The sequence below is a fragment of the Rathayibacter rubneri genome (genome assembly GCF_023743255.1).
GTDB lineage: Bacteria > Actinomycetota > Actinomycetes > Actinomycetales > Microbacteriaceae > Rathayibacter > Rathayibacter rubneri.
Genome location: NZ_JAMRYM010000012.1, coordinates 37,862 through 53,429, shown reverse-complemented (window position 1 = coordinate 53,429; position 15,568 = coordinate 37,862). Strand labels below are relative to the sequence as shown.

The window sequence follows — 15,568 nt, the reverse complement described above, 5'->3', positions numbered from 1 at the left end:
ACCCCGGCCCAGCCCCCGCACGCGCAGAAGCACCCGCCTCCCACGCGACCGCCCTCACGGGCGTCGATGCGAGAAGCGGGTGCTCCCGAGCGAACCGCTCCCTCGTTACTCCAGCGCGAACAGCGTGTACGACTCCGCGTTCGCCGCGTTGATGACGATGCAGTCGATCGACTGCTTCTCGTCCTCGCCGGTCTCGCCGTCGGTCAGGTAGGCGTCGGCCTGCTGCACGGCGAGCTGCGAGATGAGCACGGCGGGCTGGAGGCCCGTGGCGACGAGCTTGCCGGCCTTGATCGCCTCGACCGCGTCGGGGCTGCCGTCGAAGCCGACGATCTTGATCTGGTCGATCAGGCCCGCGGCCTCGACCGCGGCGACGGCGCCGAGGGCCATCGTGTCGTTGCCGGCGATGATGCCCTGCACGTTCGGGTCGCGCTGCAGGAGGGTCTCGACCTTCGAGAAGGCCTCGTCCTGGCTCCAGTTCGCGGTCTCCTTGGCGGTCTGCACGAGCTGCGGGTACTGCGAGACGACGCTGGCGAACGCCTCCGAGCGCACGCCCGCGTTGGTGTCCGACTCCTTGCCGGTCAGCTCGATGTAGTTGCCGCCGTCGGGCAGCGCCGCGACGAACTCCTCGGCCACGGCCGCGGCGCCCTGCGCGTTGTTGGCGACGATCTGCGACTTGGCGATGCCGGTCGCGTTGATCTCGCGGTCGACCAGGAACACCGCGACTCCGGCGTCCTCGGCCTTCTGGATCGGGCCGATCGACGCGTCGGCGCCCGCGTTGTCGAGGATGATCGCCTTCGCGTTCTGGCTGATCGCCGAGTCGATGAGCTCGCTCTGGCGGTTGGGGTCGTCGTCGTGAGAGGCGACCGAGGTCTCGTAGCCGAGCTTCTCGGCCTCGGCCTGGGCCGCGTCCGCCTCGGCCTTGAAGAAGGGGTTCTCGAGCGGCGGAGTGATGATGGCGATCAGACCGCCCGCCTCACTGGCGCTGGACTCCCCACCACCGCTGGTCTCCGTGCCGCCCCCGGAGGAGCAGCCGACGAGCGCGAGGGCGGCGACCGCCACGGTCGCGGTGGCGAGAACGAGCTTGCGTCGCATCATGTGTCCGGTACCTTTCGTTTCTCTGTGCTGACCGACGCCGTTGCCGGTCAGAGCTTCCCGACGGGCGCGGAGGCGCCCGTCCGCGTGTCGTCGCTGCCCGTCGCGGGCGGCTCGGAGGGAGCGCCCTTCGACGAGGCGAGTGCGGCGTTCTTGTTGCGCGTGATCTTCTGCTGGGTCTGATCGAGCATCACGGCGAGCACGATGACGGCGCCCTTGATGGTGATCTGCCAGAAGGTCGAGACCCCGACGATGACCAGGCCGTCGCTGAGGAACCCGATCACGAAGGCGCCGAGCAGCACCCCGCGCACATTGCCCCGGCCGCCGGTCAGCGCCGCTCCGCCGATGACGACGGCCGCGATGGCGTTGAGCTCGAAGCTCTCGCCGGTCTGCGGGGCGGCGGCGGTCAGCTCGGACGAGATGATCAGTCCGGCGGTCGCGGCGCAGAAGCCGCTGATGATGTAGACGCTCATCTTGACCCGCTTGGTCGGCACGCCGGCGAGCTCGGCGGCCCGCTCGTTGCCTCCGGTGGCGTAGACCCAGCGGCCGAACGGCGTCTTGCGCAGCACGATCAGGGCGATCACGGCGAAGACGATCATGATCCAGATGGCCATCGGGATGCCCAGCACCCGGCCGCCGCCGATCAAGGTGAAGCCCGTGTTGCCGAGCGACTCGTCGCCCTGGAGCCGCGGGTACGTCGATCCGTTCGAGATCAGCAGCGCCGCACCGCGGGCGATGTAGAGCATGCCGAGCGTCGCGATGAACGGAGCCACGTTGAACCGGGTCACGAGCAGGCCGTTCACGAGGCCGACCAGCGAGCCGACGAGCAGCGAGCACAGGACGACGACCCAGACCTTCGGATAGAGGACCACGTCGAGCGCGTCGATCCGCAGCCCCTGCAGCAGCACGCCGGCGACGACGCCCGAGAGGCCGACCGTCGAGCCGACCGAGAGGTCGATGCCGCCCTTGAGGATCACGAACAGCATCCCGAGCGCGAGGATCGCGTTCATCGCCACGTGGCGGGTCATCGTGATGAGGTTCGGGAGCGTCAGGTAGGCGTCCGAGAGGAGGGAGAAGATGATGATGAGCGCGATCAGGGCGATGAACGCCCGGCCCTCCAGGAGGAGCGCGCCGAGGTCGAAGTCGCGCTTCGCCGCGGTCGGGGTGCTGCTGGTCATCGGTGTGCCGCCTCTTCTTCCGGGTCCTGATGGGTCTCGCCGCTGGCGACCATGACGTCGTCCCGCTCCGCCGTGCGGGGGTCGAACTCGCGCACGATGCGCCCCTTCGACAGCACGATCACGCGGTTGGAGGCGCCGAGCGCCTCGCCGATCTCGCTCGTCGCGAAGAGGACGCCCAGTCCGCGCCGCGCCTCCCGCGCCATCAGCGCGAAGATCTCGGCCTTCGCTCCGACGTCGATGCCGCGGGTGGGCTCGTCGAGCAGCAGCACGTCCGGCTGCGTCATCAGGACCTTGCCGATGACGACCTTCTGCTGGTTGCCGCCCGAGAGCGAGGTGATGGAGGCCTGCGGTCCGGCGGTCTTCACCCGCACGTCGCGCACGCCCGCGTCGACGGAGGCGCGCTCGGGGCCGCGGCGGAGGAAGCCGCCGCGCACGAAGTCGAGCAGCGACGCGAGCGAGAGGTTCTCGCCGACCGACATGGTCTGCACCAGTCCGTCCCGCTGCCGGTCCTCGGGCACGAGGGCGAGTCCGCGGGCGATGCGCCGGCGGACGTCGAGCCCCTTCACCGAGACGCCCTTGAGGCGCACGTCCCCGTCGCGCAGGGCCAGGCGCCCGGCGACCGCCTCGAGCAGCTCGGTGCGCCCGGCGCCCATCAGCCCGTAGAGGCAGACGATCTCACCGGCCCGCACCGTCAGGCTCAGCCGGTCGACGCTGAGGCGGCTGGGGTTCGAAGGATCGGCGACGCTCACCCCGTCGATCTCGAGGACCGGCTCGCCGAAGGTCTCGAGCAGATCGGGGTTCAGGTCGTCGGCGCTGCGGCCGACCATGTTCGCGATCACCCAGTTGATGTCGATCTCGTCGCGGTCGCCGCGGGCGACGAGCTCGCCGTCGCGGAACACGACCGCGTGATCGGCGATCTCGAGCGCCTCCTCGAGGTGGTGCGAGATGTAGACGATCGCGACGCCGCGCGAGGTCAGGTCGTGGATCACTCCGAAGAGCACCTCGACCTCGCTGCCGCTGAGGGCGGAGGTGGGCTCGTCCATGATGAGCACCCGCGCGTCGCCGGCCAGCGCTCGGGCGATCTCGACGAGCTGCTGCTGGCCCAGGCGCAGGTCGGCGACCAGGGTCCTGGGGTCCAGCGGCTCCTGCAGCCGCGCGAGCAGCTCGACGGTCTGCGCCGCCTGCGTCCGGGAGTCGATGATCAGTCCGCCGCGGGCCAGCTCGCGCCCCATGAAGATGTTGTCCTGGATGCTGAGGTTCGGGGCGAGGCTCAGCTCCTGGTGGATGATCGCGATGCGCTTCTCGACCGCGTCGACGGTGCCGCGCAGCTGCAGGGGCTCGCCGTCGAGCTCGAGGGTGCCCGCCGTGGGGGTCTCGACTCCGCTCAGGATCTTCATCAGCGTCGACTTGCCGGCGCCGTTCTCGCCGAAGAGCACCGTGACGGATCCGCGCCGGATCTCGAAGTCGACGCCCTTGAGCGCCCGGGTCGCCCCGTAGACCTTCGTGATGCCGACGGCGCGCATCACGACCTCGCCGGTCATCCGATCACCTCGATCGAGACGGGGACGACCGACACGAGCTGCGGATTGACGCGGAGGAACGCGCCCGTGACTTCGATGGTCCTGCCTGCGGCGGCCGCGGCGTCGAAACCCTCGAGGACGTCGGTCCGCACGAGGTCGTTCAGCTCGGTCGACACGTTCTGGTACTCGAGCTGGTTGGTGAACTCGTTGAACGAGATCTCGCCGGTGACGTCGCGCAGCGCGGTGCCGTTGAGCGCCGGGCCGATCTGCACCTGCACGGTCGTCTCGGCGGGCACGCCCTCGACGGTGACCGGGAGGATCGGCGGCGTCGCGGTGCCGGCGACGGCGGTGAAGGTGACGGGGAACGCGTAGGCGCTGCTCGCTCCCGACGTGTTGCCGAACTCGGCCTCGTCGGCGCCGCCCTCGAGCTGCGTGAGCAGGTCGGCCAGCGGGACGGCCTCGTCCTCGACCTGCGCGGCGATGTCGTCGAAGCGCTCGGCGGCGTAGGCGGCGGGATCCAGCTGCCCCTCGGACGCGGCGGTGTCGGCGTCGGAGGCGCTCACGACCTTCACGTTGAAGGCCGCGGCGACGAGGACGACGGCGGCGAGAGCGGTGAGGACCATCCACGCTCGGACGGGTCGTCGTGAGGATCGGGACATCGATGTCGCTCCCAGGGAGGTGTTCGGCGGTGAACGGCAGCGGGCGGCGGGCCGGCTGAGCAGCCGGCGCGGAACATCCGGTGCAGCTGCTGATGGCACGGTGGCACGTCGTTCGGTAGCCTGTCAACCGGTTCGCCAATTCCGAGCCACTTCGACTCGACGATGAGGAGAACGACCTGTGGGATCCCCCTCCCGGCGCTCGACCGCGCCCCGCACTGCCGACCGCCGAGCGGAGACGCTCCCGTGCTGAAGGGCGTCGATCCGCTGCTCTCCGGCGCGCTGCTGCACCTGCTCGACGACATGGGCCACGGCGATCAGCTGCTGCTCGTCGACCGCAACTTCCCGGCCGTCGCCACCGGCCTGCCCGTCGTGCACCTCGGCGAGGCCACGATGAGCCGGGCGATGAGCGCCGTGCTCAGCGTGTTCCCGCTCGACGTCTTCGTCGACACCCCGCTCGAGCGGATGGAGGTCGACGGAGACGCGTCCGTCACGACTCCCGAGCAGGACGCGGTGCTCGACATCGCCCGTCGCTCGCACCCGCGGCCGCTCGAGTGGGGCGTCATCCCGCGGCTCGAGTTCTACGAGCGCGCGCGGTCGGCGTTCACCGTCGTGCACGTGCTCGATCCGGCGCCGTGGGGCTGCTTCGTGCTGCAGAAGGGCGTGGTGTTCCCGCCCGAGGCGGAGTGAGCGCCCGCGGCTCTTCCGCGGATGGCGAGGTGAACATAGGGTGGGGAGCGGCTCGGCCTCTCCGCCGCATCGACGCACAGACGGGTCACAGCAACGACCCAGGGCCCTCCTCGACTCCGACCGTAGTCTCGCCCGCACGACGCCTCCGGACCCGGAGTGCGGCCGACACCACGACGCCAAGGACGACGCCGATGAACCGCACGAAGATGATCACCGCCCTCGCGGCCGGACTCCTGCTCACGTCGGGCGTGGCCGCCCAGACGGCGGCCGCCGCCGAGACGTCGAACACGTCGGAGGACCGCGGCGTCGACAGCTCGGACACCCTCCTCATCAACGGGCGCGCGTACACGCTCGACTGAGCGCCGCCCTCTGCTCCCGTCCGCAACCGAGGCCAGTAGGCCTCGCGGAGTCGGTTCGAGCCGTTCGCGCAGCTCCTGACCTCGGTTGCGGACCACTCGGCCTGCACAACGAAGGCTGAGCGCGGAGATCAGGGCGAGAATCGCCGGATCGCGTCACGGAGCCTTACTTCCGAGGCCCGTCCGGGCACCTCCGACGCCGCCGCTCGATGCGCAGCCTGCGGAGCAGGAGTCCGCGTCAGGCCGGCTCGGCCACCGGCTCCGCCGCGGTCGTCGCGCGCGGACGCGCCGCGCCCGTCAGCAGCGACACCGCCGCGACCAGCACGAGGACCACGATCATCGCCCCGCGCAGCCCGAAGTGCTCCCCGAGGAACCCGAGCAGCGGCGGACCCACCAGGAACGCGACGTAGCCGGCGGTCGCGACGGCCGAGACAGTGGCCGTCGGGTCGTCGCTGTCGGCGGCCGACGACAGCGTGACCGGGAAGCCCAGCGCCGCGCCGAGCCCCCAGAGCGCGACCGCGACTCCGGCCATCGCCGCGCTGTCGGCGACGACCACGACGGCGATGCCCGCGGCCGAGACCAGGGCGCTCGCGCGCAGCACGGCGACGTTGCCGAACCGGGCCAGCAGCGGAGCGCCGACGAAGCGGCCCACGGTCATCGCGGCCGCGAAGCCGGCGAACACGACGGTGCCGACCGTGGCGGTCGCTCCGTAGCCGTCGACCATCAGCAGGGGCAGCCAGTCCATGGCCGAGCCCTCGGCGAGCGCCAGCGCGAGCACGATGGCACCCAGCGCGAGCACGCGCGGCTGCCGCCAGACCGGACCGCCGGTGCGTACGGCCACGGGCTCTCCGGGAGTGCCGGGCACGATCTTGCCGGTGTCGCTCGGCACCGAGCGGATCACCGTGACCAGCAGCGCCAGGCTGAGCGCCGCGACCGCGAGCAGCTGCCAGAGCACGGGGAAGTCGACGGCGGTGAGTCCGATGCCCGCGACGGCGCCGATCACCGTGCCGAGGCTGAAGCAGCCGTGCAGCGCGGGCAGGACGGAGCGGCCCGACACCGCCTCGAGCGCCGCGCCCTCGAGGTTCAGGGCGATCTCGGAGACGCCGATGCCCAGGCCCACGAGCGCCAGGCCGACGAAGACCCCGGGCGCCGAGGAGAGGTTCGCGGCGAGGCCGACGAGCGCGACTCCGCTCGTGAACGAGAGGCCGCCGATCGTCACCGTGAAGCGCACTCCCCGGCGGCGCACGATCGCGGCGGAGGAGAGCACCCCGGTCATCGAGCCCACCGAGAGACCCAGCAGCACGAGCCCCATCTGCGCGGTCGAGGCGCTGAGGAGGTCGCGGACGGCGGGCGTGCGGACGACCCACGACGCCATTCCGACCCCGAAGACGAGCATGAAGGCGAAGATCGCGAGACGGCGGCGGGCGACGGACGTGGGCATGGTTACGACCGTAGGTGCACGACAGCCGTCGGGGGAACAGCTCCGCACTTGCGGTCGTCGACGGCGGACGCGACGATCCGTGCATGCGGAAACGGTGGTGGGCGGTGGGCGGCGCGTCGGTGCTCCTGGCGTGCGCGGTCCTGACGGTCATCGCGATGCTGGCGGATCACGGCGGCAGCGTCCCTCCCGACGGCGAGAACGAGCGGGTCGCCGCGATCCTCGCCGACGACCTGTCCGCGGTCGACTCCGTGGCCCGGCTCGAGAAGCACTTCCCGGCGACCGACCGCTCCGCCCTCGCCGCCCTGGCCGCGAGCTGCGGACCGATCGCCGTCCGGGCGCCCGCCCCCGCGATCCACGCCGACATCATCCCCACCTCCGCCCGGATCCTCCTCACCGATCCCGAGGGAGCCGTCTGCGACGCCCGGATCGAGTGGGTCGACGGGGAGTCGGCCTGGCACGCGTACCTGTCGCAGCCCGGTCCCGGCTGAGCCGCCCGGGTGAACACCGGCTGTCCAGAATCCGTCGGCCTCCGCACGGGGTCGCCCCGGCGTGCGACGCTGGAGGGTCCCCCTCCGCCCCTCCCCCGCTTGGACCCTGTTGACCGACGTCAAGACCCCCGTGTTCCCCTGGATCGGCCTGCTCACGCTGGCCGGCGCGATCTTCGTGTCGGTGACGAGCGAGTTCCTGCCGACCGGACTCATCCCCGACATGTCGCGCGACCTCGGCGTGAGCATCCCGCTCACCGGCCAGCTGGTCACGATCTTCGCGGCGACGGTCGTGGTGGCGACCACTCCGCTGACCCTCGTCACGCAGCGCTTCTCGCGCAAGAGCCTCGTGCTGGTCGCGCTGGGCGTCATCGCGGTCGCGAACGTCCTCGCCGCCCTCGCGCCGACCTTCGAGCTGCTGGTCGGCGCGCGGATCCTCGGCGGACTCGCGCACGGGCTGTTCTGGGCGGTCGTGGCCGCCTACTCCGCCCACCTCGTCGCTCCCGAGCACCTCGGCCGGGCCACGGCGATCACGGCGGGCGGAGGCTCCGCGGCCTTCGTGCTCGGCGTGCCGGTGGGAACGGCGCTCGGACACGCGTTCGGCTGGCGTCCGACGTTCGCGATCCTCGGCGGGATCGTGCTGGTCCTCGCGCTCGTCGTCATCCGCTACCTGCCCGCGGTCGAGCACATCGTCCCGGTGCGCACCGGCGAGATCCGGCTGCCGGCGCGCAAGGACCGCTCGCTGCCGCGGATCCTCGGCGTCTGCCTCGTGATCCTGCTGGTGCTGATCGGACAGAACACCCTCTCGACCTACATCACGCCGTGGCTCGAGGAGGCGCAGTTCGCGCCCGACTCGATCCCGCTGGTGCTGTTCGCCTTCGGCGGCGCGGGCGCCGTGGGCCTCGTGCTCGCCGGCTTCGCGACCGACCGGTTCCCCCGCTCCGGCTTCGTCGTCGCGGCCCTCGCGGTACTCGCGGCGCTCGCGGGCCTGTCGTTCGCGGCGGGCTCCGGAGTGCCGGCGCTCGTGGTCGTCGCGGCGATCGTCTGGAACATCGCGTTCGGAGGCATCCCCGCGATGCTGCAGACCCGGATGCTGCGGACCGCGTCGTTCCAGCTGCGCAGCCTCGCGGCCGCCCTGCAGACGACGGCGTTCAACATCGGCATCGGCGGCGGAGCGATCGTGGGCGGCCTGGTCATCGACGGGAGCGGCCTCGGCGCGCTGCCGTGGGTCGCTCTCGGCATCGTGGCGCTCGGGCTCGTCGTGAGCCTGCTGGTGGAGTGGCGCGCCGGCCGGACCGCCGCCCCCGTGGCGCGACGCGTCCCGACGGAGCCGGTGCGGACCGACTCGGCGCGCTGAGCGCCCCGGGTCCGCCGCGCGACGGACGGCTCGGGCGAGCGCCGCGGGTAGCGTCGGAGGATGGCTGAGACGACTCCCGACCTCGTGCCCGCCCCGCTCCGGCAGGGGGCGCGCGGATGAGCCGCGTCGCTCCCGCGCTCGAACTGCCCTACCCGGGCGCCCCGGCGAGGGACGCGGTGTCGCGCTTCTTCCGCAAGTACGCGACCTTCCGGGGGCGCGCGAGCCGCGCGGAGTACTGGTGGATCATCCTCGCGACGCTGGTCGTGAACCTGCTGCTCCGCTGGGCCGACGGGTCGCTGTCGCGCTACACCTTCACGACCTCGCCCTTCACGACGGGATCGGACTTCTCGACGCCGTGGGTCACCGGACTGTCGATCCTGATCGCGCTCGCGACGCTGATCCCCGGACTCGCGCTGATCTGGCGGCGCCTGCACGACGTGGGCCGCAGCGGCACGTGGTTCCTGATCATCCTGATCCCGATCGCGGGCTGGGTCGTGCTGATGATCTGGTTCCTGATGCCGGGCCGGCCGGAGGGCGCGCGCCTCGACTGAGCCCCCGCTTGCTGGTCGAGCAGCCGCGCAGCGGCGTATCGAGACCCGCGTCCGCCCGCAGTGCCGGTGACGTGGATCTCGATACGGCCCTCCGGGCCTACTCGATCAGCAAGGGAAGGGGGGCCTGCGGGCCTACTCGACCGCGGCAGTCCCTTGCTGGTCGAGTAGCCGCGCAGCGGCGTATCGAGACCCTCGTGTCCAGCGGACGGGGATCTCGATTCGGCCCTCCGGGCCTACTCGATCAGCAAGGGAAGGGGGGCCTGCGGGGGTCCACGCTCGACCATCGGCAGTCCCCTGCTGGTCGAGTAGCCGCGCAGCGGCGTATCGAGACCCGCGTGTCCAGCGGACGGGGATCTCGATACGGCCCTGCGGGCCTACTCGATCAGCAGGGGGGCCCTGCGGGCCTGCTCGATCAGCAGAGGGGTCACGCGCACCAGTCGCGCGAGACGCCGTTCACGCTGCGGGAGGTGTCGCCCGATTCCAGGTCGACGAGCACCGTCGACGTCGCGCTGAAGCCCGGCACCTCGGGGTAGTCGTCGGGCTCGCCCTCGACCGAGACCGCCTCGACGGCCAGGAACTGCCCGTTCGGCGAGAGGCAGATGCTCCGGATGCGGCCGGTGGGCGATGTGCGGAACACCTCGGAGGTTCCCTCCGCGTCGACGCGCACGACCGAGTACTGCGTCGCTCCGCTCTCGGGCGAGTACTCGGCCTCGAGCTCCACGTAGCTCGTCGCGTCGAGCAGGAGCAGCTGCACGGGCGACGCGGTCGGGCTGACCTCGGCGACCGGCAGGGCGAGCGTCTCGACGGAGCCGTCGGCCAGGTCGATCAGCGAGCCGCGGTCGGGGTCGGCCACGACCAGCCGGTTCGCGCCCGGCACGAAGCCGCGCAGCTCCGCGTGCTGGCCGAGCGGGCTGATCGCCCCGGGCACGAGCAGGTCGACCAGCAGCACCGTGTCGTCCACCGAGTGCGTGACCACGGAGGTGGTGCCCGGCACGAACAGCCAGTCGCGGGCGCGCAGGGGTCCGCCGTCGATCCCGACGACCGCCACCGCTTCGGCCTTCTGATCGGTGAGGTCGTAGGAGTAGAGCGCGCGGTCGAGCGGGCCGGTCGGCGCCTCGCCGGTGAAGGTCCAGCCCAGCACGCCCTTCTCGGACGCGGCGTGCAGCTCGCGCACGACGCCCGATCCGGGCAGCGGGATGACCCCCTCCGCCCCCGTGTCGAGCGCGACGGTGCGGATGAGGTTCGTGTTGTCGGGCTCGATCGTCACCAGCACGAGCAGCGGGCCGACGACGACGTAGTCCTGGATGCGGTCGGCCGTGGCGACGACGCGGGTCTCGTCCCCCGCTCCCCCGGACAGCGGGCGCACGCGGATCGCGTCGGGCTCGGCCGGGTCGGGCGTGCGGTCGAGCGTGAAGAGGTCGGGGTCCTTCGTGGTGAAGGAGGCGCTCACATCAGCCGCCGAGCCGGTCGCCCGGCCGCGGGCGTCGTCGATCGTGATCTCGTAGGTCGTGGCGTAGCGGAGGGTGTCGGCGAAGGTCACGGTGACCACTCCGTTCTCGAGCTCGACGGTGTGCTCGGCCTCGGGAGTCACGCCGACCCGGTCGAGCGCGTCGGGCTCGAGGTCCTGGTCGAGGTGCAGGCGGGCGCGGCCGCCGTCGCGCTCGACGACGCCGTCCGCGCTCACCTCGAGCGAGGTCACCCGCGGACCCCTGCTGATCGTCGCCGCGGTCAGCCCGCCGACGCCGAGCGCGAGGACGAGGGTCGCGCCCCAGAAGACGCGCGAGAAGCCGCGGGCGGAGGCGGCGCGCGGCTCCCGGGAGCGGCGCGGGCGCGACTCCCACGATTCCTCGCCCCAGGGCTCAGTAGACATAGGGCATCGCCGGCTCGTCGATCTCGGCGACCGACGACGGCTCGAGCACGACCGCCTCGGCGCTCGTCACGCTGGCGTTCGCCGCGAAGCCGCCGGACACCTCCAGCCACTGGCCCTCGGTGTACGTGTCGGCCCATCCGGGCTCGTAGATCGGCACGCCGACCGGCTGCGCGTCGACCGCGCAGCACGTCACGACGAAGCGGGCGACGTAGAAGACGTTCTCGGGGTCGTCGGCGTCCGGAGTCACGAATCCGCTGACCGTCGCGGTCGTGCCCGCCAGGAACTGCTCGCTCGCCCCGGAGCGGAGCAGGGCCGCCCAGTCGCGCACCGAGAACGAGGCGTAGTCGCCGGTCGGCGCGGCGACGACCGCGGTCGTGTCGACGGCGCTCGTGTTGACCTCGCGCTGCGTCGCCGTGCCCGCGGTGAGCGCGGCGGGCGGGACGACGAGCAGCGCGACTCCGGCGGTCACGATGATCGCGACCGAGCCGAGCACCGCCGACCGCGCCCGCCACGGGTGACCGGGCGCGTGGTCGTGCAGGTGGCCGTGGGCGTCCGACTCCTCGACGCTCGCTCCGTCGCTCTCGTCGGCGCCCGGCACGATCGCGAAGGCGAGCACCAGCAGCACGGCCGCGATCACGGCGAGGATCACCGTGAACTCGAAGTAGCGGGGGTGGATGTAGAGGCCGAGCCGGCCGGTCGCCGCGAGCCACAGCGTCGAGACGACGCCGATGACGCTCAGGACCACGCCCTTCCAGCGGGTGAGGAGGCGCTCAGAGCGCATGGTTGACCGCCAATCCGAGGACCGCGGAGCACAGCCCGACCAGGACCGTCATCCGCACGAGCGTGGGGACCGAGAAGGTGGTGCGCAGCAGCGCGAGCATCTTGATGTCGATCATGGGCCCGAAGACGAGGAACGCGATGATGCCGCCCGGCAGGAACGTGGAGCCGAAGGACAGCACGAAGAACGCGTCGACGTTCGAGCAGATCGAGATGACGAACGCGAGCACCATCATCGCGAGCACCGACCAGAGCGGGTTGCCGCCCAGCGCCGTGAGAACGTCGCGCGAGACTCCGACCTGGATCAGCCCCGCGATCGCCGACCCGACGAAGAGCGCCGGCAGCATCGCCCCGGTCTCCTCGGCGAACAGCAGGACGCTGCGGCGCGAGCGGGCGCGGAGCGTGCCGGGCGCCCGCTCCCCCGCCTCGCACGCGGCGCGGAAGCGGTCGGTGAGCAGCGACATCGGCTCGGAGTGGCGGCTGAAGATCCAGCCGACCAGGTTCGCGATCACGAAGCCGCCGACGATGCGCCAGACGAGGATCCCGTCCTCCCAGCCGAAGGCCTGGTAGGTCGTGATGATCGTGATCGGATTCACGATCGGTGCCGCGAGCAGGAACGTCATCGACTCCGAGACCGAGAGGCCCTTCACGATCAGCCCGCGGGCCAGCGGCACGTTGCCGCACTCGCAGACCGGGAGCAGCACGCCGAGCAGCGAGATCACCAGGCGCCGCGGCAGGGCGCGCTTCGGCAGGATCCGCAGCAGCACAGCCTCGGGCACCCAGAGCTGCACGGCGATCGAGAGCACGATGCCGAGGAAGACGAACGGCAACGACTCGATGACGACGCTGATCGAGAGGGTGAGGAAGTCGCGCATCGCGTCGGACAGCACATCGCCCGTCGCGTCGGGCGAGAGCAGCCGCAGGGCGACCGCGGCGGCCACGAGGGCCAGCCCGATGCCCAGTCGACGACCGGTGCGGGACCGGGGACGGGGCGGGGCGGCGATCGACATCGCGGTCCATCGTAGGCGGGGCCGCGGAGGCGGGGCTTCAGGAGCGGCTGTAGGCGGGACGCCTGACAGCCGAGCCCTCCTCAGTCAGCCGAGCGTCCGCACCGGCCGCCGCGGCACCCAGCAGCGCACGGCGCGCCGGTACGCGCGGAACTGCTCGCCGAAGCGCTCCTCGAGATCGGCCTCCTCGAGCGGGCGCACCGCGTGGTTCCAGACCAGCGAGCCCAGCAGGGCGTAGACGACGACCAGCCAGGAGGAGAAGAGGAGCCCCACCGCGACGCCCTGCGCGATACCCGCGACCGCCATCGGGTTCCGCACCCACCGGTACGGACCGGCGATGACGAGCCGGTTCGGCATCGCGCTCGGCAGCGGCGTGCCGTCGCCGAGCAGCGACATGGCCAGCGCCGACCAGATGCCCAGCGCGCTGGCCGCCACGAGCAGCACCGCACCGAGCGGAGCGACGACCGGCGGCACCGGCACGCCGACGCCCCAGCGGGACTCCAGCAGCGCGATCACTGCCGGGATCACCGCGAGCGCCCCGCCCCAGAAGACGACGATCTGGGCGGCGGTCGCGGCCAGGTGCGCGAGCGGCGAGCGCCCGCGGGCGGCGAGGCGGAAGGCGAAGGGGCCGGAGGCGATCCAGCGGGTCGGGAGGCGGCCGGTGGTGAGCAGGAGGAGCGCGGCGACCGAGCCGCCCGCCGCGGCGAGCATGGCGAGGACGCCCCAGCCCGCCTCCGTCGTGAGCGTCGCGACGACGGCGAGCGCTGCCGTGACGAGGAGCGTCCAGACCGTCGCGACCCACGCCGCCCACCGCACGCCCGCGGCGGCCAGAGCGGAGGCGCCGACGAACAGCGGCAGGTCGAGGACGGCGATCGGCACCGGGTCGAGGGAGCCGAGCGTCGCCTCCCGCACCGGCGGCACGAGGGCGACGCCGAGCCACCAGAGCGCGCCGCCGAGCGCCTGCACGGCGAAGTAGACCCGACCCCAGCGCATGCGTGCACGGTACACGGCGCGAATATAGAGTGTCGCTAGGTATTCGGCGCGAGGCTGGATCAGGACCCGGCAGCGCTGCCGACCGAGAGGCTCACCATGACGAGCACCGTCGAATGGATCACGACCACCGAGTCCTCCCCGTGGCAGCGGCAGGAGGACGTGCCGCTCACCGAGCTCCGCGGCATGCCGAACGTGATAGTCGGCGTGGACGCCCCGCGCCAGCGGATCGACGGCATCGGCGGCTGCTTCAACGAGCTCGGCTGGGACGCGCTCTCCCTCCTGTCCGAGGAGGACCGCGAGCGCATCCTCCGCGACTTCTTCGCACCCGGCGCCGGGCTCAACCTCTCGCTCTGCCGCATGCCGATCGGCGCCAACGACTTCTCGCGCGACTGGTACTCCTACGACGAGGTCGCCGGAGACCTCGCCCTCGAGCACTTCGACGTCGCGAACGACCGCGGCACGCTGATCCCCTACATCCGCGCCGCGCAGCGCCACAACCCGGAGCTCCGACTGTGGGCGTCGCCGTGGAGCCCGCCGACGTGGATGAAGACGAACGGGCACTACGCGGCCGCCCTGCCGTGGCCGGGCAGCGACGTCGAGAACGGACTGCGCCCCGACCAGGTCGGCACCGAGGGCACCGACCTCTTCCGCGTCGACGACGACGGCTACCTCGAGGCGTACGCCCGCTACTTCGCGCGGTTCGTCGAGGCGTACGGCGAGGAGGGCATCCGGGTCGAGACCGTGATGCCGCAGAACGAGTTCAACTCGGCGCAGGTGTTCCCGAGCTGCGTCTGGTCTGCGGAGGGACTCGCGCGCTTCATCGCGCTGCTCGGACCCGAGATGGCGCGACTCGGGGTGCGGGTGTTCCTCGGCACCCAGGAGCGGCCGCACGACGAGCAGATCGAGCTGGTGCTCGCGCATCCGGAGGCGGGGCCGTGGGTCTCGGGAGTCGGGTTCCAGTGGGCGGGCAAGGGCGCGATCGCGGCCGTGCGGCACGCGCATCCGTCGCTCGCGCTCTACCAGACCGAGCAGGAGTGCGGCGACGGGCGGAACGACTGGCGCTTCTGCCGGTACGCCTGGGGGCTGATGAAGCACTTCTTCACGCAGGGAGTGGAGTCGTACGCGTACTGGAACCTCGCGCTGACGGAGGGAGGCGTCTCGCGCTGGGGCTGGGCGCAGAACTCGCTCGTGGTGGTCGATCCCGAGACGCGGACTGCGCGGTACACGCACGAGTACTTCCTCCTGCGCCACGTCTCGCACTTCCTGCAGCCCGGCGCCCGCCGGCTCGACACCTTCAGCTGGACGGGGCACGAGAACCAGCTGGCGTTCGCGAACCCCGACGGCAGCACCGTGATCGTGCTGCAGAACGACCTCGGGACGCCGCTGCCGGTGTCGATCGCGGTGGGCGACGTCGCGCTCACTCCGACGCTGCCGGCGGACTCGTTCTCGACGCTGGTGCTGCGGCCCTGACCCGGCGACTCCTCGGAAGTCGTCGTACCCGGCCCCGAGTACGACGACTCCTGCGGACTCGATCCGCGCGCCCGCCCCGACTCCTCGAAAGTCGTCGTACTCGGCCTCGAGTACGACGACTTGTG

At 71.9% G+C, this 15,568-nt stretch carries 15 protein-coding genes; 6 read left to right on the top strand and 9 right to left on the bottom strand.

What is annotated here, in order from left to right; translation table 11 throughout:
• Positions 1-105: 105 nt before the first annotated feature.
• The 4 genes from NB037_RS05300 to NB037_RS05285 are packed head-to-tail and all read right to left on the bottom strand — an operon-like array spanning position 106 to position 4,413.
• Positions 106-1,095: a D-ribose ABC transporter substrate-binding protein gene (locus tag NB037_RS05300; protein WP_251944254.1), complete on the bottom strand. Its 990-nt coding sequence runs from the start codon at positions 1,093-1,095 to the stop codon at positions 106-108.
• 47 nt (positions 1,096-1,142) lie between these two features.
• Positions 1,143-2,270 carry an ABC transporter permease gene (locus NB037_RS05295; RefSeq protein WP_251944253.1) on the bottom strand — a complete coding sequence of 376 codons (1,128 nt, stop codon included), beginning with the start codon at positions 2,268-2,270 and terminating at the stop codon, positions 1,143-1,145.
• Positions 2,267-3,811, bottom strand: coding sequence for a sugar ABC transporter ATP-binding protein (locus NB037_RS05290; RefSeq protein ID WP_251944252.1), 1,545 nt, complete (start codon positions 3,809-3,811; stop codon positions 2,267-2,269). The genes NB037_RS05295 and NB037_RS05290 overlap by 4 nt, the downstream gene beginning before the upstream one ends.
• The gene (locus NB037_RS05285; protein ID WP_251944251.1) at positions 3,808-4,413 is read right to left on the bottom strand and encodes a DUF2291 domain-containing protein; all 606 of its coding nucleotides are present in this window, start codon (positions 4,411-4,413) and stop codon (positions 3,808-3,810) included. The genes NB037_RS05290 and NB037_RS05285 overlap by 4 nt, the downstream gene beginning before the upstream one ends.
• Positions 4,414-4,692: 279 nt before the next feature.
• Between NB037_RS05285 and NB037_RS05280 the strand changes: the two genes are divergently transcribed.
• On the top strand, positions 4,693-5,136 hold the full coding sequence (locus NB037_RS05280) for an RbsD/FucU family protein (RefSeq protein ID WP_251944250.1): 444 nt from the start codon (positions 4,693-4,695) through the stop codon (positions 5,134-5,136).
• Between the two features lie 191 nt (positions 5,137-5,327).
• Entirely contained in the window at positions 5,328-5,495 is a 168-nt protein-coding gene (locus NB037_RS05275; RefSeq protein ID WP_251944249.1) for a hypothetical protein, read from the top strand.
• Positions 5,496-5,730: 235 nt separating this feature from the next.
• On the opposite strand, the gene NB037_RS05270 is transcribed toward NB037_RS05275, so the two are convergent.
• Entirely contained in the window at positions 5,731-6,933 is a 1,203-nt protein-coding gene (locus tag NB037_RS05270; protein ID WP_251944248.1) for an MFS transporter, read from the bottom strand.
• Positions 6,934-7,016: 83 nt separating this feature from the next.
• Between NB037_RS05270 and NB037_RS05265 the strand changes: the two genes are divergently transcribed.
• From NB037_RS05265 to NB037_RS05255, 3 genes are all read left to right on the top strand, one after another.
• Positions 7,017-7,421 carry a hypothetical protein gene (locus NB037_RS05265; RefSeq protein WP_251944247.1) on the top strand — a complete coding sequence of 135 codons (405 nt, stop codon included), beginning with the start codon at positions 7,017-7,019 and terminating at the stop codon, positions 7,419-7,421.
• 109 nt (positions 7,422-7,530) lie between these two features.
• Positions 7,531-8,775 (top strand): MFS transporter, encoded by a 1,245-nt coding sequence (locus tag NB037_RS05260; protein WP_251944246.1) that lies wholly within the window; start codon positions 7,531-7,533, stop codon positions 8,773-8,775.
• A 116-nt stretch (positions 8,776-8,891) separates the two neighbouring features.
• A complete protein-coding gene (locus tag NB037_RS05255; protein ID WP_251944245.1) occupies positions 8,892-9,326 on the top strand; it encodes a DUF805 domain-containing protein in 435 nt (144 codons plus the stop codon).
• Positions 9,327-9,750: 424 nt separating this feature from the next.
• Here the strand turns inward: NB037_RS05255 and NB037_RS05250 are convergent, their stop codons facing one another.
• From NB037_RS05250 to NB037_RS05235, 4 genes are all read right to left on the bottom strand, one after another.
• A complete protein-coding gene (locus NB037_RS05250; protein ID WP_251944244.1) occupies positions 9,751-11,196 on the bottom strand; it encodes a hypothetical protein in 1,446 nt (481 codons plus the stop codon).
• Positions 11,186-11,977: a TIGR03943 family putative permease subunit gene (locus tag NB037_RS05245; RefSeq protein ID WP_251944243.1), complete on the bottom strand. Its 792-nt coding sequence runs from the start codon at positions 11,975-11,977 to the stop codon at positions 11,186-11,188. Before NB037_RS05245 ends, NB037_RS05250 begins: the two co-directional genes overlap by 11 nt.
• Complete coding sequence (locus tag NB037_RS05240) at positions 11,967-12,983, bottom strand: permease (protein WP_251944242.1); 1,017 nt, start codon at positions 12,981-12,983, stop codon at positions 11,967-11,969. Before NB037_RS05240 ends, NB037_RS05245 begins: the two co-directional genes overlap by 11 nt.
• Positions 12,984-13,067: 84 nt before the next feature.
• Positions 13,068-13,973, bottom strand: coding sequence for a methyltransferase family protein (locus tag NB037_RS05235; protein WP_251944241.1), 906 nt, complete (start codon positions 13,971-13,973; stop codon positions 13,068-13,070).
• A gap of 96 nt (positions 13,974-14,069) precedes the next feature.
• Between NB037_RS05235 and NB037_RS05230 the strand changes: the two genes are divergently transcribed.
• Positions 14,070-15,443 (top strand): glycoside hydrolase family 30 protein, encoded by a 1,374-nt coding sequence (locus NB037_RS05230; RefSeq protein ID WP_251944240.1) that lies wholly within the window; start codon positions 14,070-14,072, stop codon positions 15,441-15,443.
• Positions 15,444-15,568 lie beyond the last annotated feature (125 nt).